General features: G+C 54.5%; 24 protein-coding genes. 14 read left to right on the top strand and 10 right to left on the bottom strand.

Features of this window, described 5'->3' with window-relative positions:
• Positions 1–17 precede the first annotated feature (17 nt).
• The 4 genes from C162_RS04515 (at position 18) to C162_RS35885 (ending at position 5,567) form a co-directional block, all read left to right on the top strand.
• A complete protein-coding gene (locus tag C162_RS04515) occupies positions 18–1,613 on the top strand; it encodes an ABC transporter substrate-binding protein (RefSeq protein ID WP_036691684.1) in 1,596 nt (531 codons plus the stop codon).
• Positions 1,614–1,800: 187 nt separating this feature from the next.
• Positions 1,801–3,537 (top strand): sensor histidine kinase, encoded by a 1,737-nt coding sequence (locus C162_RS34085; protein ID WP_162174440.1) that lies wholly within the window; start codon positions 1,801–1,803, stop codon positions 3,535–3,537.
• 6 nt (positions 3,538–3,543) lie between these two features.
• On the top strand, positions 3,544–5,169 hold the full coding sequence (locus C162_RS04505) for a helix-turn-helix domain-containing protein (RefSeq protein WP_036691682.1): 1,626 nt from the start codon (positions 3,544–3,546) through the stop codon (positions 5,167–5,169).
• A gap of 95 nt (positions 5,170–5,264) precedes the next feature.
• Positions 5,265–5,567 carry a hypothetical protein gene (locus C162_RS35885; protein ID WP_156949549.1) on the top strand — a complete coding sequence of 101 codons (303 nt, stop codon included), beginning with the start codon at positions 5,265–5,267 and terminating at the stop codon, positions 5,565–5,567.
• A 28-nt stretch (positions 5,568–5,595) separates the two neighbouring features.
• Here C162_RS35885 and araA read toward each other — a convergent pair whose 3' ends face one another.
• Genes araA through C162_RS04490 form a run of 3 tightly spaced genes read right to left on the bottom strand, consistent with a single transcriptional unit; the run spans position 5,596 to position 9,372 of the window.
• Positions 5,596–7,020, bottom strand: a complete 1,425-nt coding sequence (gene araA / locus C162_RS04500; protein WP_036691681.1) for an L-arabinose isomerase — start codon at positions 7,018–7,020, stop codon at positions 5,596–5,598.
• Between the two features lie 39 nt (positions 7,021–7,059).
• Positions 7,060–7,755 carry an L-ribulose-5-phosphate 4-epimerase gene (locus C162_RS04495; protein WP_036691678.1) on the bottom strand — a complete coding sequence of 232 codons (696 nt, stop codon included), beginning with the start codon at positions 7,753–7,755 and terminating at the stop codon, positions 7,060–7,062.
• 3 nt (positions 7,756–7,758) lie between these two features.
• Complete coding sequence (locus C162_RS04490) at positions 7,759–9,372, bottom strand: xylulokinase (RefSeq protein ID WP_036691676.1); 1,614 nt, start codon at positions 9,370–9,372, stop codon at positions 7,759–7,761.
• Between the two features lie 281 nt (positions 9,373–9,653).
• Here C162_RS04490 and C162_RS04485 point away from each other — a divergent pair, with 281 nt between their 5' ends.
• Positions 9,654–10,754, top strand: a complete 1,101-nt coding sequence (locus tag C162_RS04485) for a GntR family transcriptional regulator (protein ID WP_036691761.1) — start codon at positions 9,654–9,656, stop codon at positions 10,752–10,754.
• Between the two features lie 120 nt (positions 10,755–10,874).
• Here C162_RS04485 and C162_RS04480 read toward each other — a convergent pair whose 3' ends face one another.
• The 3 genes from C162_RS04480 to C162_RS04470 all read right to left on the bottom strand — a co-directional run bounded on the left by C162_RS04480 (position 10,875) and on the right by C162_RS04470 (position 13,825).
• Positions 10,875–11,618, bottom strand: a complete 744-nt coding sequence (locus C162_RS04480) for a hypothetical protein (protein WP_036691673.1) — start codon at positions 11,616–11,618, stop codon at positions 10,875–10,877.
• Positions 11,619–11,729: 111 nt separating this feature from the next.
• Positions 11,730–13,103 carry a sensor histidine kinase gene (locus C162_RS04475; protein ID WP_235218349.1) on the bottom strand — a complete coding sequence of 458 codons (1,374 nt, stop codon included), beginning with the start codon at positions 13,101–13,103 and terminating at the stop codon, positions 11,730–11,732.
• Between the two features lie 23 nt (positions 13,104–13,126).
• Positions 13,127–13,825: a response regulator transcription factor gene (locus tag C162_RS04470; RefSeq protein WP_036691670.1), complete on the bottom strand. Its 699-nt coding sequence runs from the start codon at positions 13,823–13,825 to the stop codon at positions 13,127–13,129.
• 302 nt (positions 13,826–14,127) lie between these two features.
• Between C162_RS04470 and C162_RS04465 the strand changes: the two genes are divergently transcribed.
• The 6 genes from C162_RS04465 to C162_RS04440 all read left to right on the top strand — a co-directional run bounded on the left by C162_RS04465 (position 14,128) and on the right by C162_RS04440 (position 18,811).
• Positions 14,128–14,385 carry a GlsB/YeaQ/YmgE family stress response membrane protein gene (locus tag C162_RS04465; protein WP_036691667.1) on the top strand — a complete coding sequence of 86 codons (258 nt, stop codon included), beginning with the start codon at positions 14,128–14,130 and terminating at the stop codon, positions 14,383–14,385.
• A gap of 133 nt (positions 14,386–14,518) precedes the next feature.
• Positions 14,519–15,235, top strand: coding sequence for a lantibiotic protection ABC transporter ATP-binding protein (locus tag C162_RS04460; RefSeq protein WP_036691664.1), 717 nt, complete (start codon positions 14,519–14,521; stop codon positions 15,233–15,235).
• Positions 15,228–15,956 carry a lantibiotic immunity ABC transporter MutE/EpiE family permease subunit gene (locus tag C162_RS04455; RefSeq protein ID WP_036691662.1) on the top strand — a complete coding sequence of 243 codons (729 nt, stop codon included), beginning with the start codon at positions 15,228–15,230 and terminating at the stop codon, positions 15,954–15,956. The genes C162_RS04460 and C162_RS04455 overlap by 8 nt, the downstream gene beginning before the upstream one ends.
• Position 15,957: 1 nt before the next feature.
• Positions 15,958–16,716, top strand: coding sequence for a lantibiotic immunity ABC transporter MutG family permease subunit (locus tag C162_RS04450; protein WP_036691659.1), 759 nt, complete (start codon positions 15,958–15,960; stop codon positions 16,714–16,716).
• Positions 16,717–16,748: 32 nt separating this feature from the next.
• A complete protein-coding gene (locus C162_RS04445; protein WP_036691656.1) occupies positions 16,749–17,411 on the top strand; it encodes a response regulator transcription factor in 663 nt (220 codons plus the stop codon).
• Entirely contained in the window at positions 17,399–18,811 is a 1,413-nt protein-coding gene (locus C162_RS04440) for a HAMP domain-containing sensor histidine kinase (protein ID WP_051493226.1), read from the top strand. The genes C162_RS04445 and C162_RS04440 overlap by 13 nt, the downstream gene beginning before the upstream one ends.
• A gap of 97 nt (positions 18,812–18,908) precedes the next feature.
• On the opposite strand, the gene C162_RS04435 is transcribed toward C162_RS04440, so the two are convergent.
• The 4 genes from C162_RS04435 to pnuC are packed head-to-tail and all read right to left on the bottom strand — an operon-like array spanning position 18,909 to position 21,978.
• Complete coding sequence (locus C162_RS04435) at positions 18,909–19,349, bottom strand: DUF6097 family protein (protein ID WP_036691654.1); 441 nt, start codon at positions 19,347–19,349, stop codon at positions 18,909–18,911.
• A gap of 12 nt (positions 19,350–19,361) precedes the next feature.
• Entirely contained in the window at positions 19,362–20,267 is a 906-nt protein-coding gene (locus C162_RS04430) for an NUDIX domain-containing protein (protein ID WP_036691756.1), read from the bottom strand.
• Between the two features lie 26 nt (positions 20,268–20,293).
• Positions 20,294–21,304 carry an AAA family ATPase gene (locus C162_RS04425; RefSeq protein ID WP_036691651.1) on the bottom strand — a complete coding sequence of 337 codons (1,011 nt, stop codon included), beginning with the start codon at positions 21,302–21,304 and terminating at the stop codon, positions 20,294–20,296.
• A complete protein-coding gene (pnuC, locus tag C162_RS04420; RefSeq protein WP_036691648.1) occupies positions 21,301–21,978 on the bottom strand; it encodes a nicotinamide riboside transporter PnuC in 678 nt (225 codons plus the stop codon). The genes C162_RS04425 and pnuC overlap by 4 nt, the downstream gene beginning before the upstream one ends.
• A 212-nt stretch (positions 21,979–22,190) precedes the next feature.
• On the opposite strand from pnuC, the gene C162_RS37325 reads away from it, so the two are divergent.
• The 3 genes from C162_RS37325 (at position 22,191) to C162_RS04410 (ending at position 26,599) form a co-directional block, all read left to right on the top strand.
• A complete protein-coding gene (locus C162_RS37325) occupies positions 22,191–22,325 on the top strand; it encodes a hypothetical protein (protein ID WP_268748795.1) in 135 nt (44 codons plus the stop codon).
• Between the two features lie 203 nt (positions 22,326–22,528).
• Complete coding sequence (locus C162_RS34080) at positions 22,529–26,074, top strand: DUF3289 family protein (protein ID WP_051493225.1); 3,546 nt, start codon at positions 22,529–22,531, stop codon at positions 26,072–26,074.
• 27 nt (positions 26,075–26,101) lie between these two features.
• Entirely contained in the window at positions 26,102–26,599 is a 498-nt protein-coding gene (locus C162_RS04410; protein ID WP_156949548.1) for a hypothetical protein, read from the top strand.
• Positions 26,600–26,601 lie beyond the last annotated feature (2 nt).

Here is a 26,601-nt window from a genome sequence, read left to right as displayed (position 1 = left end):
TGAGGAGGTTCATACAAATGAGAACAACCAGAAGCTCGGGCGCGGTGCTTGCTGCCCTAACCGCCGTGATACTGGGCATTACCGGATGCGGCGGGGGCAATTCAGGTGCATCCGCACCTTCCAAGGCAGAATCGACAGCAGCAGCTACAACAGCAGGCACGGAAGGCAGCACTAATCCTGACACCTCAACGTTCCGGAAGCTGAAAGTTTACACGGTCGGGAATTTCCCGCAAAATGATACCAAGGCGGTTGTGGACGAGATCAACAAGTATCTCAAAGAAAAAATCAACGCCGAGATTGACTTCCAGGGACTCCCTTGGTCCTCCTGGGCCGAGAAGATGGCACTAGCCTATCAATCCGGTGAACAGGTCGATTTGACCTTTGCTCCGAACTGGGCGGATTTCGCCAATAACGTAGCCAAAGGCGCATTTCTCCCGCTGGATGATCTGTTAGCCAAATATGGACAAGGCATCAAGGACACCCTTGATCCCCGCTTCCTTGACGGCGGAACGGTTGACGGCAAAATCTATGCGATTCCTACCAATAAGGAAATCGGCGAGAGCCATACCATTATGTTCCGCAAGGATCTGGTAGATAAATACGGCTTCGATGTGAACTCAATTGAGACGCTGGAGGACCTGGAGCCATGGCTGCAGACGATCAAGGAGAAGGAACCGGCCATCGCGCCTATCTGGCTATCCGGCAGCGGATCGGATACCCTGGGCTACTTCGACAAGACCAAAGAGAGCATGAAGGAGAACTTCCGTTATGAGCTGGTGGCAGGCGCTCCTGCCGGAATCGTCCTGGATACCAAGACCGATAAGATGGTGATCAGCTCGATGGAGTCCGACACCGCGATCTACCGGATGAAGCTCTATGGCGACTGGTTCAGCAAGGGCTACATTAATAAGGATGCGGCAACGACTAAGACCAGTACTGAAGACGCTTTCAAGGCCGGCAAGACTTGGATGAAATTCGGTTCTGACAAGCCGGACTCCGACAAGGAAGATTCCATCGCCACCGGCATTGAGCTGGTGAAGCTGAAGGGGAATGAACCCGAGATCAGCACAGCCAGCGTCAGCAACTCCATGATGGCCATCGGACGCACCTCGATTGATCCCGAGCGGACGATGATGCTGCTGAACCTGCTGCATACCGACCCCGTTCTGGTCAATCTGATTGACTTCGGCGTAGAGGGCCGGCAGTATGTCAAGGTAGAAGGCAAGGACAACTTCATCAAGCTGCCTGACGGCATTGCTACCCGTGCCGATACCGGCTGGGCACCGGGAATTGAATGGATGTTCGGCAACCAGACCATAACCTATCTGTGGGAAGGCGAAAGTGCCGATAAATGGGAGAAGTTCAAGGCTTATAACGAGAGTGCCCATAAGGTGAAGTCCTTCGGCTTCAACTTCAATACCGACGCTGTCAAAACACAGGTCTCTGTGGTCAGCAATATTATCAAGGAATTCCGCCCGCTGCTGGAAACGGGCAGCCTGGGAGTAGACAAGGTGCTGACGGAATACAATAATAAGCTGAAGGCAAACGGTATTGAGGATATCCGAGCCGAGGTTCAGAAGCAATATGATGCCTGGAAGGCCAAACAATCCTAAACAAACAAGTGGAAACGACTATGCCGTCCTTTTAAGGACGGTATCGTGTCAGCGAGAAATATAAGGATAAGTTGTCGTGTGGAACATACAAATTCTTATATTTTAAGCTAAGGGGAAGGACGGCAGCCGTCCTTCCCCTTTCCTGCCGCTCAGCGTGTAAATGTACCTAAGGATAAGGGGGATGACTGTGAAACTATCATTGCGATTCAAAGTGAGTGCCCTTGTCCTGCTGCTGGTCACGCCGCTGTTCCTCTTTCTCTCCTACACCAATCTCTATTCCACCAACATTGTCCGGGAGAAGGTTGCGAAGTCTGCTTCGGACACGTTGACCCTGCACTTAGGTACTCTCGATGAGCTGCTGGAGCAGACCAGCCATTATCTGCTGCGTACCGCCAATGAGAACATGCTGCTGGAGCTCTATTCGGACAGCGGGCCCGACAGCGTCAATTATTATCTGTCCATCCGTAAGCTGATGGACCAGTGGTACAGCGATGTCAGCTACTACACCATTATCCGCAGTGTCTTCGTCTACCATCAGGACCGGGATGAATTATTCCTCAGCAGCCAGAGAGAGTATTACCAGGAGAAGGAGGTCATTGCCTCCGGGCTGTCTTCACACCTCAAGGCCCCTAATCTCCAGGCCTCCCTGAAGTGGGAGACTGTGACTCTCGGCGGAGAGCCGGTGTTATTCAAGGTGCTGCCGGACAAGAGCGGCCGGCTTCTCATGGGGGTACTGGTCAGTATCGATTCTCTGGCCCAGCCGCTGACCCAGTTGGAGTCTACCGGAGGCAGCGGGCAGGTGGGCATGATCGACAATGACGGTAAATTGCTCTGGGGCCAGTTCGCCAGTGAAGATCTTGCGCTCATCCGCAACCAGCTGGGCCGTCCTGACCGTCCGGTGGATGCCTCGATTCGCCTGAGTAACGGCAATTCGTATTTGCTGATTGACAAGCCTTCGCAGTATTCCAATCTGAATGTCTTCTTCCTGCTTGACGAGAAATCGATTCTGGACGAGCTGCCGATCTTCCAGCGGATCATCAAGGTCATTCCTTTCGTCATTATCCTCGTAATGGTTATTCTGCTGGCTCTGCTCAGCAGGCTGGTGTTCAAGCCTATCCAGCAATTGACCAGCGGGATGCGCATCCTGGGGAAGGGGCAGCTGGAATACCGGCTGAAGGATGGCAACAGCAGAGAGTTCCAGATCATTACGATGCAATTCAACCAGATGGCGGAGCAGATCGGTAATCTCAAGATTGATGTGTATGAGGAGCAGATGAAGGTGCAGCAGGCCGAGCTGAAGCATCTTCAGGCGCAGATCAATCCTCATTTTTTCATGAATTCCTTGAATATCGTCTTTCATCTGGTAGAGCTGAAGCAATATGCGCTGATCAAAAAGATGATCGGACATCTGGTCTCCCACTTCCGCTTCATTATGAATACCAATGACGCCTGGATTCCGCTGCGCGGCGAGCTGGGTCATATTCAGAATTATATCGAGATTCAGATGGTCATGTATCCCAACAAGCTGTCTTATGAGGTGCAGCTTCCGCAGGAGCTTGAGTCTACACTGATTCCGCCGCTGCTGATCCAGCCCTTCGTCGAGAATGCGATCAAGCATGGATTCATCAACAATTCGAAGCCCTTCAACGTTGGCATAACCGTCAGTGAAGATGCAGGGGAGAGCGGAAATTCCTGCATTACCATTCAGATCCGCGATTCCGGGCCGGGCTTCTCCGCAGCTCAGCTCGACATGCTCAATCATGGCGTGTATGAGCGCAAGCCGACAGACCGCCATCTGGGAATATGGAACGTATACAGACGCATGCTGATGTTCTATAACAACCGGGCACGGCTTACCTTCCACAATGCTCCAGACGGAGGCGCGGTTGTGGAAATCAGACTACCCGTTCAAAAGGAGCTGTGACGTTCAATGTACAGAGTTCTAATCGTTGACGACCAATACTTCGCCTTGCTCGGCCTCCAGCAGGGGGTGGATTGGAGCGCGCTTAGCGTGTCGGATGTCTGTCTGGCAGAGAATGTGGATCAGGCAATTGCTATTCTTGAGCAGAAGCCCGTAGATCTGCTGATCTGCGATATCGAAATGCCGGGCAGAAACGGCCTTGAGCTGCTGGCCTGGGTGAAGCAATCTGCTCCCGGTACGCTGACGATTATGCTGACCTGCCATGCCGATTTCGAGTATGCCCAGCGCGCGATTTATCACGGTGCCTTCCATTATCTGCTCAAGCCGGTAGACTATGAGGAATTGATGAAGATCTCCCGTGAGGCGCTCGCTGAGATCAGCAAGCAGAAGGAGCAGCAGCAGTTCGAGACCCTGATCCAGGAATACCGGAGACAGTGGGAGCATCAGCTGCCGCTACTGGTGGAACGGTTCTGGCAGGATATTCTCAGCCAGCGGGCGGCGCCCGTGCTGGAATCGCTCACCCTTCCGGCGAACACCTACAATCTGGATCTGCAGCCCGGGGACCGCTACTTCCTAGCTCTGCTGGGGCTGGAGCAGTGGAAGGAGAACCTTAGTGCACGGGATGAGACGATTATGGAATATGCGCTGCGCAATATGGCCGATGAGCTGCTGCTAAGCGGGCTGGAAGGCACCGTGCTGCAGGATCAGGTCGGCCATAATCTGGCGGTCATCTACGTGCGTGGCGATATGAAGGCCGTCCGGCATACGCTGGAGCAGAATGGCCGCACCTTCCTGGATACCTGCGGGCGGCTGCTGCATTGCTCCCTGTCGATCTACATCAGCGCGGGCGTCCCTCTGTCCGGTATCATGAGCGCATATACGGATGTCACTGAACGGGAACAACGCAACCTGAACCGTTCGCGTCAGGTGTTCGGACCGGAGGATCAGGCGTATGGCCGAGATCTGCCGCTTGCGCCGGGGCCTCAGGCAGCGCCTATGCACATCTTCGGAGAGTGGGCGACCCTCCTGGAGCTTGGCGAGCTGGAGGAGCTGGAGCGCCGTGTGACCCTGTGGTTCTCGGGCATTGAGCCTGGCCGCTGGACAAGTGAACTGCACCGTCAGCTTATTCACGGCATCCTGTTCATTGTACACACCGTTCTCGCCAAAAAAGGCTTATCCGCACACGCCTCAGCCGAGCTGAAGCCCTTGATGGATAAGGAGAATTATCCGAAGCATTCCGCTTCGCTCCAGCATTGGGCGCTGGAATGCCTGCGAGCCGTAATGCGCTTATTGCAGACCAGCAATAACGTATCCTCGGCCACAGTCACCAAGATCCGGCAGTATATCCGCTCGCGTCTGAGCGAGGAGATCACCCGGGATGAGCTGGCCGCGTATGTGTACTTGAACCCGGCCTACTTGTCGCGGCTGTTCAAGAAGGAGACCGGGCTGTCGATCTCAGATGTGATCATACAGGAGCGGCTGCAGAAGGCCAAGCAACTGCTGGAGGAGACCGAGCTGAAGATTACCGATATCGCCGAGCAGGTCGGATACACCAGCCTCGGCAGCTTCTCCAACCTGTTCAAGCGGGTCGTCGGCACCACTCCGCAGCAATACCGTGCGCGGAATAGGAAGTGAGCGGGGGCGCGGGGACGTTAGTGACACCAGGAGCACTAGGCATAGGAACCGCTGCGCTAGCACATTCAGCAGACTGATCGCTGCGCCTGCACATTGTGATCGGTTTTCCGATTACATTCGAGCCGATTGCCTCGCGCCTGCACATTGTGATCGGTTTTCCGATTACATTCGAGCCGATTGCCCCGCGCCTGCACATTGTGATCGGTTTTCCGATTACATTCGAGCCGATTGCCCCGCGCCTGCACATTGTGATCGGTTTTTCGATTACATTGGGCCGCCTACCCTGGCACAAGCTTCCCGGCGGTGCAGGCAGATGTCTTTTGCATACCGCCGCCGCGCCCACCATACCTGCCAAACAAAAAGAGCGAGAGGGCTATACGCCCCTTCGCTCTTTTTAACATGCTTTACTTTAACAATTAACTCTTATTACTTAATAATCACGTATTCCAGTCCCACCAGCTTGGCGTAGGTAACGATCTGATCAGTAGTGAGGTTCAGCGATACGACGGTATGGTGTCCGCCACCGTTCTCGATCCATGCTCTGACTCCGTCCTGGAAGTTAGGCTTCACCTGCCACAGTACGCGTGCTACCGGAAGATTCGGAGCTGGAACGGTTGGCTCGAAGGCGGTAACTTCGTTGATCAGCAGCTTGTAATGAGTGCCGAAGTCAGCCATCGATACCACGACACCTTCGCCTGCCTTGCCGTCGAAGACGAGACGGGCCGGGTCTTCGCGGTCGCCGATGCCCAGCGGGGACACGATGATCTTCGGCTGGTTGCTGGCCAGGCTCGGATCAACCTCCAGCATGTGGGACTGGAGAATCGCTTCCTGTCCGGCAGCCATTTCGTAAGTGTAATCCTCCATGAACCCGGTGTTCAGGTTGTGGCTCATGACCTTCATCAGGCGGTCCAGGGCCGCAGTCTTCCAGTCCCCTTCACCGGCGAACCCGTAGCCTTGTGCCATCAGGCGCTGAACAGCCAGACCCGGAAGCTGCTTCATGCCGTGCAGATCCTCGAAGTTGGAGGTGAAGGCATTGTAGCCGCCTGCATCCAAGAAGCGCTTAAGGGCAATCTCATAGCTCGCCTGCACCTTCACGCTGGCTTCCCAATCTTCCTTGCTGTACGTGCCATAATCAACGGCATACAGCTTCGTATATTCTGCGAACAGGGCATCGATCTCTTCCTGCTTCACTTCGTTCACATAAGCTACCAGATCGCCGATGCCGAAGTAGTCCACGGTCCAGCCGAACTGGATCTGGGCTTCTACCTTGTCGCCTTCGGTCACGCCAACGTTGCGCATGTTGTCGCCGAAGCGGGCAACCTTGATGTTGAAGCCTTCGTTATAAGCTACGGCAACGTCCATCCATTCTGCAATCTGCTTCTGGACTTCAGCACGTTCCCAGTATCCTACAACGACCTTATTCTGCTTCTTCAGACGGGCATTGATGAAACCATACTCACGGTCGCCATGGGCAGCCTGGTTCAGGTTCATGAAGTCCATGTCAATTGTCGCCCAAGGAATGCTCTCATTATACTGGGTAGCCAGGTGCAGCAGCGGCTTCTGCAGCAGCTTCGTGCCGCGAATCCACATTTTAGCCGGGGAGAAGGTGTGCATCCAGGTGATTACACCGGCAACCTCGTCACGGTAGTTCACTTCTTTCATGATGGAAGTGATTTTGTCTGCGCTAACGGCCAGATCCTGCAATACCAGCGGATAAGGAAGCACCCCGCTATTGTTGAGCGCATCGGTCATTTCCTGAGCATGAGCCTTCACTTCACCCAGCGCTTCATCTCCATACAGGTGCTGCGATCCTACTACGAACCAGAATTGCTTGTCGCTTACTGTTGACATAATATTCATCCTCTTCTCTATTAGTTTGGTAAAAGTCAGTTATTTCTGTCCGTAATACGCGTCCTTGCCGTGCTTGCGCAGGTAGTGCTTGTCCAGAATCCGCTGCGGCAGCTCCTCGGCGAACGTATTCAGCTGGCGGGCGAAGAGATTCATCTTGGACACTTCCTCCAGCACCACACTGTTCATGACAGCGGCGTGGGCATCCTTGCCCCACGTGAACGGCGCATGGCCCTTCAGCAGAACGCCGGGAATCGCCATGACATCCAGCCCCCGCTGTTCAAACGTCTCAATGATCACATGCCCGGTCTCTGCTTCATACCCGCGGTCAATCTCTTCCTGGGTCAGGAACCGTGTGCATGGTACAGAACCATAGAAGGTATCTGCATGTGTCGTCCCCATAACCGGAACATCCAGTCCAGCCTGAGCCCAGATGGTTGCCCATGTGGAATGCGTATGCACGATGCCGCCGATCTCAGCATAATGCTTGTAGAGTACAGCATGAGTGGCTGTATCCGAGGAAGGTCGCATCTCTCCTTCCACCACATTGCCATCGAAGTCCACAACGACCATATCGCTCGGCTTCATCTTATCGTAGCTGACTCCGCTCGGCTTGATGACGAACAGGCTGCTCGCCCGGTCCACCGCGCTCACATTGCCCCAGGTGTATTTGACCAGCCCGTGCTTAGGCAGCTCCAGATTAGCCTCGCATACCTCTTCCTTCAGTTGCTCCAGCATATGTTAATTCCCCCCGTTCTCTACGAGATGATCTACAGCGGCCTGCTCAATCGCCAGACCCGCCGTGTAGCGTTCCATGAACAATTCAAAGCCCTTCACATCTGCCGCAACCGGATGAATAGTCTCGCCTTCGATATCCTTGAAAACCTTCTGGTCGAGGAAATCATCCAGACGCTCCTGCTGCCCTCTATTCTTCATATAAGAAGCCAGTATCGCCATGCCCCATGCGCCGCCTTCTCCGGCTGTTGCCATCACAGAGACCGGCACATTCATCGCAGCAGCTACAATTCTCTGTCCGACTACAGGCGTCTTGAACAAGCCGCCATGCGCCAGAATGCTGTCGATGGACACCTGCTCCTTCAAAGTCAGAATATCCATCCCGATCTTCAGTGCGCCAAAAGCGGAGAACAAATGCGTCCGCATAAAGTTACCCAGCGTGAAGCGGCTCTCCGGCGAACGGACGAACAGCGGCCGTCCCTTGTCCAGCCCGGTAATATTCTCACCCGAGAAATAGCCGTAGCTCAGCAAGCCGCCGCCATCGGCGTCTGCCTCCAGTGCTTTATTGAACAGAACGCTGAACAGCTGCGCCGGATCAACCTTGAAGCCCATCGCCTCCGAGAATTCCCGGAACAAGCCGACCCAGGCGTTGATATCGCTGGAGCAATTGTTGGCATGTACCATTCCCACCGGACTACCATCCGGGGTGGTCACCATGTCAATCTCAGGATATACCGCCGTAAGATCCTTCTCCAGCACGATCATAGCGAATACGGAGGTGCCTACAGAGATATTACCGGTCCGTTTGCGGACACTGTTCGTAGCGACCATTCCTGTTCCGGCATCGCCTTCCGGAGGACAGAGCGGAATGCCTGCCAGCAGGTCCCCGGACTCATCCAGCAGTCTCGCTCCAGCCTCTGTTAACACGCCCGCCTGCTCGCCTGCAGCGTAGACCTTGGGCAGAAGATCACTCAGCTTCCAAGGGTAATTCTTAGCGGCAATCAGCTCATCGAACTGGCTGACCATGGCCGGATGGTAATTCTGCGAAGCTTCATCTATAGGGAAGACCCCGGAGGCATCGCCAATCCCGATCGCCTTGCTGCCGGTCAGCAGCCAATGGATGTATCCGCCCAGCGTCGTTACGAACGTTGCCTGCGGAACATGCTCTTCCCCGTTCAGAATCGCCTGATACAGGTGGGCAATGGTCCAGCGCTCCGGAATATTGAACTGGAACAGCTCTGTTAATTCCTTGGCCGCCGCACCGGTTGTAGCATTGCGCCAGGTCCGGAACGGAACCAGCAGCTCGCCCGTGCTGTCAAAGGCCATATATCCATGCATCATTGCTGAGAATCCGATCGAACCGACAGTAGTAACCGTAATCCCGTATTTCTGTGCAACCTCCTGCTTCATCTCGCGGTAAGCCGCTTGCAGGCCCTTAATAATATCCGTCAAAGGATACGTCCAATATCCGCTTTCCAGCAGGTTCTCCCACTCGTAGCTTCCGGATGCAACCGTCTCGAACTGCTGATCAATCAGGACGGCCTTGATACGTGTGGACCCAAATTCGATACCCAGTGATGTCTCTCCCTTAAGTATCGCTTGCTTGATGTTCTGATCCATGCCCACGTTACTCCTCTCTGAACCAAACTGTGTTACTTACGAATCTAAAGAATGCGCTTCCTTTATGAACAGGTTTAGTATATTTTTTGTTCGTACATTTGTCAATAATATATATAAGATATACCTACAAATTTACCGGAAAAACACCCCTATTTTACGCGAATCATTAGATATAGTAGACATCGGAGGATATTAAGCTTATATTCAAGCTATAATATGTACGTACAACTACAATAATTTATCCATTTCAAATAAGAACAACTATGAAAGAAGTGACCCGTGTGCGAACCAAGTACCAGATCATATTCGATGAACTCAAAAGCAATATCCTGTCCGGCACCTACAGTGTAGGCGAACAAATTCCTACGGAGTCGGCGCTGCAGGAGATGTACGGCGTCAGCCGCCAGACCGTGCGGAAGGCCATTCTGGAACTGTCCAACGAGGGGTTCCTGCGGAGCGAGAAGGGCTCAGGCACCTATGTCAGCCACCAGTTCCGGTCCAAATCCGGGAGTGGCGCGGGCAAACGGACCATCGGCGTAATCACCACATACCTCTCCGATTATATTTTCCCCTCCATTATCCGGGGGATTGAAGGCAGGCTCAACGAGGACAACTATTCCCTGCTGCTCGCCAGCACCAATAATGATGTGGCCCAGGAGAAAAAGGCGCTGGAAATGATGCTGTCCTTCGGGGTAGACGGGCTGATTATCGAGCCTACGAAGAGCAATCTGTACAACCCGAACATCGCCTATTACCTGTCGTTCAAGGAGCAGGATGTCCCGTTCATCATGATTAACGCTTATTATGAGGAGCTGGAGGTGCCGTTCTTCTGTCTGGATGATGTACAGTCCAGCTATCTGGCGACCCGGGAGCTGATCTCGAAGGGCCATACCCAGATCGGGATTATCGCCAAAATGGACGATCTCCAAGGCAAATACCGCATGAAAGGCTATATCAAGGCGCTCGGCGAAGCCAAACTGCGCTTCCACCCGGAGCAGGTGCTCTCCTTCGATACGGAATCCAAGTGTGACCTGTCGGCGAACCTCAAGCAATTCCTGAAGGATAACCGGGAGGTGCTGACAGCCCTTGTGTGCTATAACGACGAGGTGGGACTCGAGGTGGTTAACGTCTGCAAGCAGCTGGAGATCTCGATCCCGGAGGAGCTGTCAATCATTGGCCAGGACAATTCCTATATCGCCAAGAACGCAGGCATCAAGCTGACGACCTTAACCCACCCGCAGGAGCAGATGGGCCGGGATGCGGCCGAATGGGTCATTAAGAAGCTCCAGGGTAAAAAAGATTTGAAGAACAGCACCTACTATCTGCCTGAGCTGATAGAGGGGGAGACGGTGCGGGTGCTTGCGCCAGCTCCAGCGGAATAGGGTAGTCCGCCCGGAAATAAGATACACAGACGAACAGCCCTGACCGCTTCATGACCATTAGAGGCCATGAAGCGGCAGGGCTGTTCTTTTTCAATCCGGCTGAACTGGGGTACAGGCTTCTTAGTCCAGCAGAGTAGAGATGCTGATGCTTTCAATCTTAGCGCCCTTGACATGGAACAGAATATAATCCACATAGTTGCTTGGGGCGAACCGGTAGTCATCCTCTTCCTCAGGTGCCCCGTCTCCGGTCAGTTTGCCTTCGGGATAGGCTTTTTTGAGTGTGTCCAGGCTGTCTCCAACCTTGATATTACGGACCGTAGTGTACTTCGGATCGGTAATCTTAATGCTGAAGATGTAGAACTGCTTGCCGTCACCCGAATCAATCGTCTTAATCTCCAGGCCCGGGAAGGTATACGTGTTCTCTGTTCTGCCGATCAGGGTATCCATATTCTTACCGTCATCCAAGGAATACGTGTGCGATTTCTTCGCCGTTGCCTTGCCCAGCATACTCTCCAGCTTGGTATCATCCACAATGTCGGAGAGGGCGATAGTGTGATCTTTATGGACAAAAGCCAGCTCCTTCAGAATCACATTTCCTTCCTTCTCAATGGTTCCCTCCTTGATCGCCTCGGAGCTGCCCGCTGAAGCCGCTGGGGTTGGCTCGACCGGAGCAGCTTCAGTCGCCGCAGGCTCAGCAGCAGGGGTAGCCGAAGCTTCCGGTGCAGCTGTGGACACCGCTTCAGCTGTAGGTTCTCCCGAAGGGGTGGCCGCCGGAGCGGCCGAATCGGACTGGCATCCGGCCAGAAGTGTCATTAATAATACTGCGGGCAGCAGCAGCGCTGCCGGTTTTTTAAATGTTCCCATAAGTAATCCCTCCATGAATGTACGCGATGAGCGCGTTGTTTGTTTGGTATGAGGTTAGTATACGAAAACCATTTATTAGTGTAATAACAGAGTTGTATCAGTCTTGTAACGTCAACTAAGCGGCAGATGGATGGAGACGGTGGTTCCGGTTCCGAGCTGGCTCTCTATGCTGAGGTGCCCGCCGAACTTCTCGGCGATCTCCTTACAGATGGATAACCCCAGCCCCGTTCCGCCTGCCGCGCTGGCATTCCGTGCCCGGTAGAAGCGTTCCTGGACGCGGGTAAGTTCATCCGCGCTGATTCCGATGCCCTGATCGCTGATCTGCACGACAGCTTCCTGCTCCCGGACCGAAGTTTCAATGCTTACCCGGGTACGGAGACCGGAGTATTTAATGGCATTGTCCAGTACATTCGCGATCGCATGGGACATCAATACCCGGTTGACATAGACGAAGACGGGCGGCCCCTGCCGGATCGTAAGCTCTATCCCCTTACTGTCCGCCTTGGTCCTCAATCCAGCGGTTACCCCAGCGGCCAGCTGTGCCAGGTCCGTCTTCTCGGCATCGATTCCATCCTGCCCTGCCTTATCGAAGCGCGACAGCATGAGCAGCTCATTGACCAGCCGGGTCAGGCGGTCCGATTCATTCACCAGATGGAAGTAGATCCGCTGTAGCTCCTCATCCTCGTCCTCACCTTCGTACAAATATTGTGAGAACCCCTTGATGGCAGCTAGCGGCGTCTTCAGCTCATGGGATACATTCGAGACAAACTGCTTCTGATATTGGATATAGTCGCTGAGCTGAATGCCCATCCGGTTCAGGCCCGCAGCCAGCATGCCCAGCTCATCCTTCCGGTTCAGGCGCACCTCCCTGAACTGCTGGTTGGAGAAGCTCTCTGTCGCACCAAGCAGGTATTTGATCGGCTTCGTCGTATTACGGGCGATGAAAAGACTGGAGAGCGTAATCAGGATAATGAACCCTCCCGCACCGGCGAACAGGATATAGCGGATCTGATCCATCATCGTATAGAAATAAGAGACATCCTCCACGAACTCGTACACATAGCTGTTCTGATAATATTTGTCTTGGATCGGAACTGCGAAGTACAGCAGGTGATCCCCGGAGACCGTGTACGCATAATTACCCTTAAGAGCGTTCTGGATATTCCCGGGGAAAATGACGGGGGTCTTGTTATTAATCACAATCCCGTCAACAGCGAGTCCCAGCAGCTTCTGGCTGCTGTCGTAGATCCGCACCTCCTTGACGGAGGCTTTTAACGTCTCCAGCGCGCTTCTCGCCACCGCCTCCATCTGCCCGGCATCCACCTCTTGTTCGTGCCTGGAGAGCACCTCTCTGAAGGACATCTCGCCCAGATCTGCCTTCTCCATCATTTGCTTCTCTATCGTTACGAAGCTGAAATAGTCAATCGCCTTATTCACCGAAATAATGATAACGGCAAAGGACAACACCGAGAACAGCAAATACATTAGCACCAGCCGGGTCGCGTATTTCAGGCGGAGCCACCTCCCAGCTGATAACCGAAGCCGTAGACGGTCCTGATATATTTCGGATTCTCGGCATCATCCTCCAGCTTCTTTCTTAAGCGCATAATCGTCATATCCACGCTGCGGCTGTCGCCCATGAAGTCATAGCCCCAGACGATCTCCAGCAGCTCATCCCGGGTATAGATTTTGTCCGGGCGCTTCAGCAGCGTCTCCAGAATTCTGAATTCCTTGGCCGTCAGGGCAACCGGAACGCCGCCCTTCTGCACTACCCGGGTCTCCAGATCGAAGGTCAGCTCCTCATGAGTGATCCGGGTATCTTCAGCATCTGCGGGCAGACCGCTGTTCTGGGCTCTCCGGAGCACCACCTTGATCCGCGCCAGCAACTCCCGGTTATCGAACGGCTTGGTCATGTAATCCTCGGCCCCCAGCTCAAGTCCCAGGACCTTATCTATAATCTCATTCTTGGCCGACAGCATAATGATGGGAACCGCCTGCCGCTTGGTAATCTCCTTGCACAGGTCATAGCCGGAGCAATCGGGCAGCATCAGATCCAGTACCACCAAATCCGGCTGAAAAGAATCCAGGGCCGTAAGCCCCGCACTTCCGTTCTCCGCAGTCCGCACCTCATAATTCTCTCTGCGGAGCACAAGCTCGATCAGGTCCCGCAGAGCCGCTTCATCATCGATTACGAGAATTTTGTTCATCCGATCCCTCCTCTTCTACCTAATATTAACACCGCGAGAGAACGTTAGACTCTCCGTCACCGTTCGAACCCCCGTGACGATCAATTGTATTCAGTTATTCACACACATTGCGCCCGCGCACCCTGCCCCGGCACATTGTATTCGGTTTTTCGCATTCAATCGGTCCGCCCTGATGTACAACTAGCCTTGGCTGCTGCCGGACCGCTAGCTATATACTTTTCAAAAATAAACCTTCACAGATAGTTCACCTTGCCCGCTTCTCAACATACCTTGAATAAACCAACTAGAAAGGGGACAAATCAATGTATCTGCTCTGGGTAATCATCGTAGGTGGACTCATCGGCTGGCTAAGCGGCAATCTGATCGGGCGTGATGTTCCGGGAGGCGTACTCGGCAATATAATCGCCGGGTTCATCGGCTCCTGGCTGGGCTCCGAGCTGCTTGGTCCAAGGGGCCCTGTAGTAGGTGGCTTCCACATTGTTCCGGCTATTATCGGCTCCATCGTTGCGCTATTGATCTTCTTTGCCCTGGCCCGCGGCGGCGCCTTCCGGCGTCGTTAATCCTTCCTGACGGCTGCTGCAAAGTCAACACAGAGCCCCTCCTGTTCACCCAGGCAGGGGCCCCTACCATGTCATCCTTACACAATCCTTAGAATCCGCCCTTAGAGTAGAGGGAGAGAAAGGATGATATACTATGCAGGATAATATTCTGGAAATACAGGCTCTATGTAAAAGCTTCAAGCGCCAGACAGCCGTCAACAACGTATCGTTAACTGTTGCACGCAATTCTGTCTACGGGCTGCTTGGTCCGAACGGTGCAGGCAAATCGACCCTGCTCAAAATGATTACCGGTATGCTGCGGCCCGATTCCGGGACCATCCGCTTCCAGGGCCGGGAATGGACCCGAAAGGACTTAAGCCGGATCGGCATATTAATTGAAGCACCGCCTCTGTACGATAATCTGACTGCCCGGGAGAATCTCAAGGTACGCACGCTAGCCCTCGGACTGCCGCAGTCGCGGATCGAAGAAGTGCTTGCTGTTGTCGATCTGACCGCTACCGGGAAGAAACGCGCCGGACAATTCTCCATGGGGATGAAGCAGCGGCTCGGCATCGCGATTGCGCTCTTGAACCAGCCGGAGCTGCTGATTCTGGACGAGCCGACGAACGGGCTGGACCCGATCGGGATTCAGGAGCTGCGGGAGCTGATCCGCTCCTTCCCGGAGCAGGGAATCACCGTCATTCTGTCGAGCCACCTGCTCTCCGAGGTGGAGCAGACGGCTGACCATATCGGCATCATCGCGGGCGGCGTGCTGGGCTATCAGGGGGCGGTCTCCCCGGATCAGGACCTGGAGGCGCTGTTCATGCAGGTCGTAACAGCCCACCGGAGGGAGGGTGCCGCTCATGCTTAATATCGTTAGAGCGGAACACCTGAAATGGCGGCGTACCTTCATTCCCAAGCTGGCCTGGATCGCTCCTGTATTCACTCTGTTCTTGTGCGCTGTTCTGATGGGCGGCGGCTTTTTTCAGAGCGGCTCTTACAACTGGTGGTACACGATGCTGTTGCCCGGAGCGCTGAGTCTGGTCTGTTCGCTGGCGCTGCAGAAGGATGCGAAGCTGAAGTACCGCGGACTGCTGGCCTTGCCCTTTACACCGGGAACGCTCTGGGCCGGGAAAATCATCGCCTGTGCGTATTGGCTCCTGGCTGCCCTCCTCGTGTTCCTAACCGGCGTTTCCGCCGGGGGCTTGCTGTTCGGACAGACGATTACACTGCTGAGCAGCCTGGCGGGAAGCGCACTGATCTTCCTCACCTTCCTGTGGCAGATTCCGCTGTGCCTGTTCCTGGCGGCACGCTTCGGGTTATTCGCAGCGGTCCTGCTGAATATGGCCGGTACTACTCTGGGTGTAGTTCAATTCGACAGGGGCGGCTTATGGGATTACATTCCTTATGCGATTACCGCCAAGCTTATGTGTCCCGTGCTGTCCATCCTGCCGAACGGCCTGCCGGTCCCGGCGGACAGCCCGCTGCGCAGCACGGATATGATTCTTCCGGGTACGCTGGTCTCTCTCGGATGGTTCGCCATCCTGTTCCTGCTCACCACCGTATGGTTCCGTAGACAGGAGGCGAAGTAGCATGAATGCACTTCCGGGTCTGCTCAGGGCCGATCTGCTCAAAATACGGCGCACCCCGTTTCTCCTGATCCATCTGCTGACCCCGCTGATCGGGGCTGCCTTGTTCCTGGCCTACTATTCCATCTCCCCTGCCAGTGAAGCGGGCAAGGTGATGGGGTTCATGCAGGCAGTCGCTTGTGCGTTTCCTACCCTCATCGGGCTGGTCTGTGCAATGGTGGCGGAGCAGGAGGCCGTCTCCGGAGGATTCCAGGGAATGCTGTCTCTGCCTGCGGCCAGAAATACCACCTATGCCAGCAAGCTGCTGCTCCTGCTGGGATTCAGCCTGGGGGCTGTCCTGCTGATCTTCGTCCTGTTCAGCCTGGGCTTTGCCGGAATGCTGGGACAGGACCGGCACGGCATACCCTTTTATCTCACCGGGTCCGTGATCCTGTTCGCAAGCAATATCCTGCTCTATCTGCTTCACTTCGCGCTCAGCCTGCGCTTCGGACGGGGCGTCTCTATCGGCATAGGAATCACGGGAAGCCTGCTCGCTGCCCTGATGCTGACCGGTCTTGGCGATATCCTGTGGCCGTATATCCCCTTCGCCTGGGGCGGCCGTTTCCTCTCCCTGCTGGAGATTCAGCATTCGGGAGGCTTGCCGCCTTTTGCCGAAACGAGATTGGCCACCGGCGTATCCATCTGCATAGTAGCAACGATAGCTGCCGGACTCCTCAGTATGTTATGGTTCTACAAGTGGGAGGGCCGCTCTGCGGATAACTAGCCTCCAAATCTGTAAATGAAGGAATTAATATTATGGCCAAAATACTTGTGGTAGACGACGAACCCGCCATCCTGTCCCTGATAGCCAACGCACTCAGTACCGACCGCCATCTGGTAACCACCTTCTCTGATTCCACGCTGGTGCGCGGGACCGACCTCGGTGCATATGACCTGATTCTGCTGGATGTGATGATGCCCGGTGTGGACGGCTTCACCCTGTGCCGGGAGATCCGCACGGCGGTGGATTGTCCCATTCTTTTTTTGACGGCGAAGACGCTGGAAAGTGACCTGATGTACGGACTGGGACTGGGGGCGGATGATTATATTATGAAGCCCTTCGGCATAGGTGCGCTGCGGGCGCGGATCAACGCTCATCTGCGGCGGGAGAACCGGGAGAAGCGCAACATTCTGTATATGGACCCTGTACGCTTCAACCTCTCCGGTAAAGAGCTGTACGCCCGGGAGGACAAGGTGCCGCTGACCAAAAGTGAATATGAAATCTGCGAGTTTCTGGCCCGCCACCGCGGTCAGGTCTTCTCCAAAGAGAATATCTATGAAGGGGTCTTCGGATATGACGGGGAGAGTGACAGCAGTGCCATTACGGAGCATGTCAAGAACATCCGCGCCAAGCTGGGCCGGTACGGGCTTGAGGCCATTGAAACCATCTGGGGGATCGGATATAAGTGGAAGCTGTAAAACAACGCAAAACCGTGCGGCTGCGCACCTTTTTTCTGCACTACCTGCTGCTGTTGAGCCTCGGTACCGTTCTGCTGCTGGGAATATTGGTTGGCGCATTCACACTGGCGTTCGCCCGGGGGGCGCTGCTGCCTGCCAACTATGACGAGAAGGAAATCGCCCAGTTCAAGCAGCAGCTGGCTGCGGGCGGAGCGGATAAGTCCCCCCAGGTCCCGGGCCGGCTGGAGTACACCGTATTCACCTTGGACGGGAAGCCGCTGGCCGGCAATCTGACGGCTAAAGAGTCGAAGCAAGCCTGGAGAATTGTCCAGGAGGGGAACAACAGAAGCTCCTACTACTACACCACCGCTGAGCATGGGCAGAAGCTGTGGATCTTCCGTTATATCTTGACGCCGCAGTACGCTTCTCCATTGCTGCGCAGCTCGTTGCCGAACCCCCAGCTGCTTGCCCCCGCGCTCTTCGTGCTCGTTTTCCTGCTGATGGCCGCCCTGCTCGCGGCCAGGTTCGGCCGGAAGCTCTCGGAGCGGATGACCGGGCTGCAGGAAGCGACCGATAATATCCGGCGCGAGAATCTGGAGTTCACCGTCCAGCCCAGCGGCATCCGGGAGATTGACGAGGTATTGGGCTCCCTGGACCGGATGAAGGATGCCCTGCAGACTTCACTGGAGAAGCAGTGGGAGCTGGAACGCTCCCGCAGGGAGCAGATCTCCGCGCTGGCCCACGACATCAAGACGCCGCTGACCATTATCCGGGGCAACGCTGAACTGCTGCAGGAGATTGTAGAGACTGAGCCGCAGCGTGAATACAGCGGCTATATCCGCCGCAGCGCCGAAGACATTGAAGCCTTCGTGCAGGAGGTCATTGACTTGTCCAGCCTGCAGGCCGGCTCATCCCGCCAGCAGACGCGGGTCCCGGCGGCAGAGATCATGGCCGAGCTGGAGCTGCAAATGAAGGCCCTGGCTGCGGGCAGGGACCTGCGGACCTCTGTCCGGCATGAGAAGCTGCCGGAATTCCTGTACATCCACAAGGAGCTGCTGCTGCGGGGAATCATGAACCTGATCGCCAATGCGGCCGAGCACACCCCGCCCGGTGGAAGCATTGCCCTGCTCGTCCAGGGTGAAGCGGCGGCGGTTCAGTTCACGGTTACCGATACCGGCAGCGGCTTCTCAGCGGCCGACCTCCGGGAGGCGACTAACCAATTCTACCGGGGCGATCCGAGCCGCAGTTCCGGGGATCACCACGGAATGGGGCTCTATATTGCGAGGTCTGTGGCCGAGCAGCACGGAGGCAGTCTGAGCCTCAGCAACGCCGCACCCTCCGGGGGCGGGAAGGTCACGATGCGCATTGCCGCGCCTGAGCAGCAGCCCAGCCAAGTGGAAACGGCTTTGCCGTCCTTTTGAAGGACGGTACCGTTTCAGCGAGAAATAGAAGGATAATGTATAGCGTGAAACCTATACATTCTTATATTTCAAGGGATAAACTGAATGCCGCCTGTGGTCAGGCGGCGTTCAGTCCCAGCTTACTTTTCAGCTCCGGATAGATCCGGCCATACAGCTTCCGCCGCAGTACTGAATGGTACAAGGCCAGCACCAGCGTCACCACGATCAGCGCGGCGGGTACGAGATACAGCACCGGATGATCCACGAAATAGCCGAACACATCATAACCCCGGTTGATATACCGGCCGTAGATCGCGGCGATGGCAACCACCAGCAGCACCGGCAGGGCAAACAGACCGGACAGGATGTTGACCTTTTTCATCTTTTTGTAGGTGGATTGAAACGCCCTTTCACCCTGGGCTTCTTCGAGCAGCATGACTTGCTTATCGAAGGAGTCGCTTTTGCGCACCGGCATCTTGGATTGTGTAATGTAGTTGTGCAGCACATCCAATTCATGGCTGAATTCCATTGTTCTTAATATTGCTCTGCCTGCGTTCATGGATGATTCCTCCTAATTAAAAATCCAGACTTCTCCCCAGTTCCGCTGATACAAGCGGCGGGAGGGGGTGTGTTCCGTTTGCTCTGTGTACAGGTTGGTCGCCGTTATAAGCGCAGCCATCTTGTCCAGGAAGACCGCCTTCGGCAGTTCCTGGCCGATAATCAACTCGTAGACTTGCTGAAATTCGGCCAAGGTGAATTGCTCAGGCATTAAGAGCAGCGCGATTCCGGTTCTCTCCGTCTCCTGGCGCAGCCGTTCCATGGCATAGGCAATGATCCTCGCGTGATCAAAAGCAAGTCCGTCATTGGACAAGACGGCATATTGCACCGAACTGGACGCCGGTGCCGCTGTCACCGTCTGTTCGATCACCGCAGTCAGCGCTTGGCCTGCGGCCTCCAGCCGAAGCTCATAGGTACGGGTGCGTATGCAGCCCGGCTCCAGCAGCTCTTTATGCTCCTGCCGAAGCTGGTAGCTTACCTTGAACCAGGCCGCAGCCTCGGCATCATCCCCTGCCTCTAATTGGATACGGCGGCTGTCGACCAACGCCATATAGCTGCTGCTGATCACCCATGTACGGGGATCGCGCCCGGGGTCAGAGAAGGTGCGAAGCTGCTCCAGATACGCACCGGTAACACCGGTCTCCTCCTCCAGCTCGCGTGCGGCCGCCTGATCCGTGGTCTCGTCCGGCTGGGCGAAGCCGCCCGGAAGCGCCCATTTGCCGAGGCAAGGGTGCCCGCCTCTGCGGATCAGCAGGAGGTGCAGCTCCTTCGCCGCAGCCACGGTTACATGGTCTGCCTCTGCATCCATGGCGGTGAAGATCACCATATCCGTAGCCACTGAAGGCCGCACATAATCCCCAGGCCGGTACTGTTCCAGGAATTCTTGTTCTGTAAGTCCGTTACCATCTCTCAATTCCACTCTCTCCGCCTCCTTCTGTCTCTTGCTCAATGCTCCAGCTCTCCGAAATAGTTCCCGTACGGCTTGAACTTTGCCAGTACACTGTCCACCTTGCTTATACGTTCCGTAAGCGCGCCCCTCAGGGTAATATAGGGAATCCGCCGCTCCTTCAGATCTGCGATAATCTGCTGGTGGAACACCTGCCGCTTCTGATCCCCGCTGCGGTCCCACGTGTCGTCATACGGAATATCATCGTCGCACAGGAAGAACAGGTCGTAGCGCTGCGCGTTCTCCAGGGCCAGCCGGGTCAGCAGCTCAGGTGCCTTCCCATGGTAATCCAGCGCATACATATACGTGGTGATCGCATTCGTATCGACGAATAAATACCTATTGGCCTCAAGCAGCGCCTGCTCTTCCCGCTCCAGATGCCCTACCGCAATCTCGTCAAAAGCCTCCAGCCCAATCCGCCGGTCCACCTGATGCTCCGTCCAGTAATCACGCCCGTATTCGCTGGCGAAGGACGTGCCGTACTTCCGGGCAAGCGCTTCGGTGATCGTCGACTTGCCGGTAGACATCGCCCCTACGAACACGACCTTCGTAATCAAATCGCGGTACACAATCCCGCTTACATAATCACGGTATTTGTAGGGGTCCGAACGGACCATCGTGGCCGATACAGGCACCTGCACCCTCGCCTCATCCACCCGCCGGTCAATAGCGCCCAGCGCCAGGCTCATATGCTCTCCATAGAATTCACTCGAATAAAAATGAGTCACCTGTTCGCCCTTCAGCAGCCCGAGAATATACTGCTCCTCCCGGATCTCATGCTCCCTGTCATCCGAATATCCGTCCGGCCCGTCCCAGGCCTCGATTACCCGGACCGCAGGATAGAGCTTGCGAATCCAGTTAGCCCTAACCTGCAGCGGAACCGGAGAGACGGTCGTCTCATAGATCACTACAATCAGTTCGTCAACCTCCCTCAGCGCCGTCTCGAACATGAACTGGTGCCCTTTATGCAGCGGAGCGAACTTCCCGAGTGTTAATCCAAGTGTCTTCATGACAGCGCCTCCTTAGCCCCTTTATTCCAGTTGTAGTAGCCGTAGACCGCGTTGATCAGATAGGCGCTCCACATGACAGTCATCAGCAGACCCTCCCCGCTGCCTTCCAGCGTCCGGATCACCCAGAGCAGCACGGTGAACATATTCAGCACAATATAGACCAGCCACTGCTCCTTGAAACGCCGTACCATCAGGATCGTTGCCACTACCGATAACACGGTAGTCAGAGCATCGATATAAGGTGAATTCTGCGCAGGAATGAACGATAAGCCGAAGCCCAGCAGCAGCGCCCCCGCCACACAGACTGCAATGGTGAGCAGAATGCCCCTCGTCTCCATTTGGCGCATGGACAGTTTGCCGCCCTGAATATTTCTTTTCCACATATAAAAGCCTACAATATTCATGGGCACAAAGAATAGCAGATTCAGCATAACCTCGCCAAATAATCCGTTGATATAGGCCAGATAAGCATAACCAAAAGTATTATACATCCCGAATCCATAGCTCGCCAGCTTCCCCTTCGCCGTCAGCACCACGCATAGTACCCCGGTGATGAAGACCGTGAACCCGAAGAGCGAATCCTTGGAGATCACCGTAAAAACAACCGCAATCAGCGTAAATATCACCAGCCAGGCGAGTTCAAACCCGCTCCAGTTGCCGGGTGCCTTCTTCATGCTCATCCCTCCGATTCCTCTGCTTCCCGCAAAACCAATTACTTATTAACTTATTAACTAATTGATAATTACATTTTGTTAATATCAAGATAACAGAATTTATATCCGGATGCAAGCATTACATTCCACAATTCACATCAGAGATCCGCACGGAAAGGGAGGACAACCATGAAGATCAGACAATTGAAACTGATAACAGTCACTTGGAGGATATGAAGACATTCTATAGCGAAGTCCTCCAGATGCCGGTAATTGAAGAGGGCGATACTTCTCCGGGCTCTGGCAACGCAAGCAGCTCTATTTCCGGGACCCGCAAGGCAACATTCTGGAATTATACCCTCCGGTGAGAGGTCTGCTTGCAAAATGATGCAGACTACACCTTAGCTCTATCGAACGGGACAGCCCCAGGCTGGTCCTTTTTGTAGTTCTTCTACTTTTCTTCCATTTGTTGTTGCCTAAACCTCTTTATGCAAATATGATAGATTCATATACTCCAAGATCTTACATATTATCCACCCTATTAATAATCATATGAGGAGGAACGGCAGCAATGTTCACTACAAGAATCATGAAACGGAGCTTCACCTTATTTGCCATTCTCGTATTGGTATTCTCTTCTCTTCAGCTCCACCCCGCTTTAGCGCAAGACGAGACAGGCGGCAGTCAGGAAGTGACTTACACGGGAGAAGGGTATGAAGTCCTCTACAGCATTTCCTCCCGGTGGGAGGGAGCCTTCAATGCCGATGTTACCATCAGGAACACGGGCAGCAGGGTACTGGAGAACTGGACCCTTGGTTTTACGTCTCCGTATGAGATCACGAATATCTGGAACGGCCGGGTAGATTCTTATGAGAATGGTCTATATGCCATCAAGAATGCAGGCAGCAATCAGGACATTCCGGCGGGTGGCAGTGTGAATTTCGGCTTCACGGCTTCTTTTGAAGAAGAGCTGCAGCTGCCCGCAGTGTTTGACTTGCTGGGCGGGGAGCAGACCGTGCCAGGCGGGCAATACGAGACCAGCTTCAAGGTGACAAGCGATTGGGGCAGCGCTTTTAACGGTGAAATTGCCATTAAGAATCTGTCACCGTCCGCAGTTGAGGATTGGACACTGGCGTTCGATTATGAGGGACAGCTGGAACGCATCTGGACGGCTGACATCATCAGTCATACCGGCAATCATTACGTGATACATAATGCGGGCTATAATGCCAACATTCAGCCGGGCGAGACTCTGGTCCTTGGCTTCACCGGGAGCCCGGGGAATGTGGCAAGCGAACCTTCAGTCTATCAGCTGACGCAGATCTCCACCCGGCAGGAAGCCCCTGAGCCGGAGAAGGTCTCCGTACAGCTCGATACTTACAGTCTCCAGCTTCAGAACAGCCCGGATGGAGACTACTACTTCCTGAGCTCCAAGCTGGACAAGCTGACCGGAGTGCTGGGAGGAGCATCGAGCGTCACGGCCCTCACCTATCAGCTTGAAGACCGAAATAAAGCAGTCCTCCAGCAAGGGACGATCCCTGTAAGTGCGGCGTGGTCTGCGGAAGGAATCGGACTTGGGATCGGATACAATCTGCTGAAGCTGCGCGCCCACGCTCAAGATGGAACTGAAGTGACCAAAGAGTATATAATCGTGAACTTCGATGAGGGCAATCTGCCTAACCTCGGGATTGACCCGGAGAAGGACAGCGATCATGACGGCATCAGCGATTATTATGAGGGACATTTCGGTCTCTCCCCCACCAGCAGGGATACGGATGGTGACGGATTAAGCGACCAGGATGAGCTGCTTGTCTTGAGGCTGAATCCGCTTGAACCGGACAGCGACAAGAACGGGACTGCCGATGGTGATGAAGATTACGATAAGGATAGATTAACCAACCTGGAGGAATTGCAGCTCGGGACCAGCCTTATCAGTGAAGACAGTGACAACGACGGTCTAACGGACGGCGAAGAAGTTCATACGCACAAGACCGATCCCCTGAAGGCCGACACCGATGGGGACGGACTCTCTGACGCCTGGGAGCTCCAAATCGGAAGCGACCCGCTTGTGCCTGAGACGAAGTTCGCTAGAACGGTGAAGGCAGAGGATGCCGGGGGCAAAGCTGTTCCAAGCGTATCCGTGGAAGGGATCACTGCGGAACAGGTAGAGAGCCTGTCCGTCCAGCCGGTCGTGGACGGCATTCTTAACGATGCCACCATTCCCGGTTACATTGACCAGGGCTATAATTTCTCCATCGACGGGAGCTTTGAGAAGGCGACGATCTCCTTTGAGTTCGATCAGAGCCTATTGAATCAGGCAGACTTTGTGCCGCGGATCTACTATTACAATGAGGAATCCCAGTTGTTTGAAGAGCTCTCCGGTCAACGGCTGGCCGGGAATGTGGTCTCGGCAGAGACGGCTCATTTCTCCAGATACATTCTGCTGAACAAGACGGTATACGACCAGGTCTGGCAGTATAAGTTCCTGTACGATGAGGGGCAGGAGCATTATGCCGGGATGGATATCGCCTTCGTCATCGATTCCTCGGGCAGTATGTCAGATAATGACCGGAACAATGTGAGAATCAGCGTCACCCGGCAGTTTGTTGATCTGCTGACGGACAGTGACCGCGGGGCTGTGGTAGATTTTGACGACTATGCTACAGTATTATCCGGCTTTAATTCAGACAAGGCCGTGCTGAGTCAGGCTGCGGGACGGATTGATGCGTACGGCGGAACGACTCTGAGCAGCGGGATTTCCAGTGCACTTAATCTGTTCGCCGCCGGCGGCAGAGCGGATGTCCTGAAGTATATTATTATGCTTACCGACGGGGAAGGCTCTTATGACACCACACTAACCAAGCGGGCTGCCGATCAGGGTATTGTGATCTATACGGTGGGCCTGGGGAGCAGTATCTCGACCAGTGTGCTGACCAGCATGGCCCAGGGCACCGGCGGCAGCTATTACCATGCAAGTAATGCCAGCCAATTGTATGGAATTTTCGATACCATTGCCGAAACCTCCGACCTGTATAAGGACACAGACAAGGATGGCATCAGTGATTATCATGAGAAGGAGATGCAGGCCGGAAGACTTCGTGTCGGTACTGGCGGTGCGGCCATCCGATTGAACTATCTGGATGCTGACAGCGATAAGGACGGGCTTAAGGACGGGCAAGAGATCCGCATTGTCAAATCCGGCGACAAGGTCTACGCCTACTTGTATTCCAATCCCAACCTGGCCGATACCGACGGCGACGGCTTGAACGATGCGGCGGACAGCAGAAGACTGGTTCCAGATGTGGAGCAGGCCCTAATCCTTCAATCGAATCACAGGGAGGGCGTGCTGAAGACCGCTGCGCAGGGAACTTCTCCTGTCTCTGACGATCTGACGTTCAATGACTACACGTATAGTGAGTTAATCAAGCTGGGCCCGGTATTCTCGGTGGCCAAGATTACACCGGAGTTCATGATCTGGGGCGAGATGGCCGCTCTATTCGCTGTCGGCAAGATAGGTGCAACAGATGATATGAAGTTCGTTCTTGGCGATCTGATCTCAACCTTCAAATACAGCAAAACCATTAATGAGGGAACATCGGTCTCCTTTGGCGACACCTTCGATACCAGCAAATACATTAAGTATCATAATAGCGAGCTGGATAATGCCGTCATCACCGACTCCAGCACCCAGAACTATGTAGGGCTCATCAAGAATTTTGTTGTGCAGGAGCTGCGCAATAATTCAGGCGATTTGTCCAGGCTGAAGTTCAACCCGAACAGCAGCCAGAATATCGTGAATAATTACGTGAACCAATTCCCGACCAGCCCGTATCCGGTATTCACGGAGAAGAGCAATCTGGCGTTATCGCTGGCCATCCATGCTTTCCATGGTCATAATATTACTATTAAGGACTTCAAGAACATCGGGGGGCAATTCAGCGGGAAGCTGGCGTTCCATTTCTACGACCATTTCGGTCTGGATGCCGATGACGAGGTCAATAATCCAGGGTTTGTAGACTGGTTCACTTTGCAGCACTACGAACGGTTCAATGGCAAATATGTGCCGTTCATTACAACGATTGATTACGAGCTGCCCTTCAGCGGCTCTGTGAAATAACTCCAATGAATCAGGCAGGTGAATCCATTGAGCCGCAGGACACGAAGCTTCCTTGGCATGACCATTATACTGATACTTGCCGCAGCAGGCTTCATCATCCGTTATGATCCCTCCGAGGCGAAGTACAGCATATTCCGGGAGCATCGCGGGCAGTTTGATGCTGTGAAATCGGAGACCCTGCTGCTGATGGACAGTCTGGATGAACGGAGCGATATCGGGAATACGTTCATCTACTCTAATAATGCCGCCCCTCCATTCCATGACAGTGTAAATACAGAATTGCAAGACAAGATCCAGCAGATCGCTGCATGGTCCCGGGACAGCCTGGACTTCGTGCGCTACAGCAGGCAAGACGGGAAGCCGCTCCTCCGGTTCGTATTCGACTGGGAAAGGGAGCATGGCCCCACCTATCATATTGTGTATTGCGCAAGTCAGAGCATGGTGGAGCAGGCCTATGCCGCAGAGCCGGTGAAGTATAAGCTAACTTCGCTGGCCGACGGCTGGTACGGAATCGAGATAGAATAGTT

This window comes from Paenibacillus sp. FSL R7-269 (genome assembly GCF_000517865.1).
Lineage (GTDB): Bacteria > Bacillota > Bacilli > Paenibacillales > Paenibacillaceae > Paenibacillus_AQ.
This window is presented reverse-complemented; position numbering and strand designations above follow the sequence as displayed.

What these genes read in the sequence shown, in the direction of transcription:
- C162_RS04465 (WP_036691667.1), top strand. Translation starts at nt 14,128, where the DNA reads ATGTATCTGCTCTGGGTAATCATCGTAGGTGGACTCATCGGCTGGCTA.
- C162_RS04495 (WP_036691678.1), bottom strand. Translation starts at nt 7,755, where the DNA reads ATGCTGGAGCAACTGAAGGAAGAGGTATGCGAGGCTAATCTGGAGCTG.
- C162_RS04455 (WP_036691662.1), top strand. Translation starts at nt 15,228, where the DNA reads ATGCTTAATATCGTTAGAGCGGAACACCTGAAATGGCGGCGTACCTTC.
- C162_RS04450 (WP_036691659.1), top strand. Translation starts at nt 15,958, where the DNA reads ATGAATGCACTTCCGGGTCTGCTCAGGGCCGATCTGCTCAAAATACGG.
- C162_RS04435 (WP_036691654.1), bottom strand. Translation starts at nt 19,349, where the DNA reads ATGAACGCAGGCAGAGCAATATTAAGAACAATGGAATTCAGCCATGAA.
- C162_RS34080 (WP_051493225.1), top strand. Translation starts at nt 22,529, where the DNA reads ATGTTCACTACAAGAATCATGAAACGGAGCTTCACCTTATTTGCCATT.
- C162_RS04425 (WP_036691651.1), bottom strand. Translation starts at nt 21,304, where the DNA reads ATGAAGACACTTGGATTAACACTCGGGAAGTTCGCTCCGCTGCATAAA.
- C162_RS04480 (WP_036691673.1), bottom strand. Translation starts at nt 11,618, where the DNA reads ATGGGAACATTTAAAAAACCGGCAGCGCTGCTGCTGCCCGCAGTATTA.
- C162_RS37325 (WP_268748795.1), top strand. Translation starts at nt 22,191, where the DNA reads ATGAAGACATTCTATAGCGAAGTCCTCCAGATGCCGGTAATTGAAGAG.
- C162_RS04475 (WP_235218349.1), bottom strand. Translation starts at nt 13,103, where the DNA reads ATGTATTTGCTGTTCTCGGTGTTGTCCTTTGCCGTTATCATTATTTCG.
- C162_RS04505 (WP_036691682.1), top strand. Translation starts at nt 3,544, where the DNA reads ATGTACAGAGTTCTAATCGTTGACGACCAATACTTCGCCTTGCTCGGC.
- pnuC (WP_036691648.1), bottom strand. Translation starts at nt 21,978, where the DNA reads ATGAAGAAGGCACCCGGCAACTGGAGCGGGTTTGAACTCGCCTGGCTG.
- C162_RS04445 (WP_036691656.1), top strand. Translation starts at nt 16,749, where the DNA reads ATGGCCAAAATACTTGTGGTAGACGACGAACCCGCCATCCTGTCCCTG.
- C162_RS04460 (WP_036691664.1), top strand. Translation starts at nt 14,519, where the DNA reads ATGCAGGATAATATTCTGGAAATACAGGCTCTATGTAAAAGCTTCAAG.
- C162_RS04470 (WP_036691670.1), bottom strand. Translation starts at nt 13,825, where the DNA reads ATGAACAAAATTCTCGTAATCGATGATGAAGCGGCTCTGCGGGACCTG.
- C162_RS04490 (WP_036691676.1), bottom strand. Translation starts at nt 9,372, where the DNA reads ATGGATCAGAACATCAAGCAAGCGATACTTAAGGGAGAGACATCACTG.
- araA (WP_036691681.1), bottom strand. Translation starts at nt 7,020, where the DNA reads ATGTCAACAGTAAGCGACAAGCAATTCTGGTTCGTAGTAGGATCGCAG.
- C162_RS04515 (WP_036691684.1), top strand. Translation starts at nt 18, where the DNA reads ATGAGAACAACCAGAAGCTCGGGCGCGGTGCTTGCTGCCCTAACCGCC.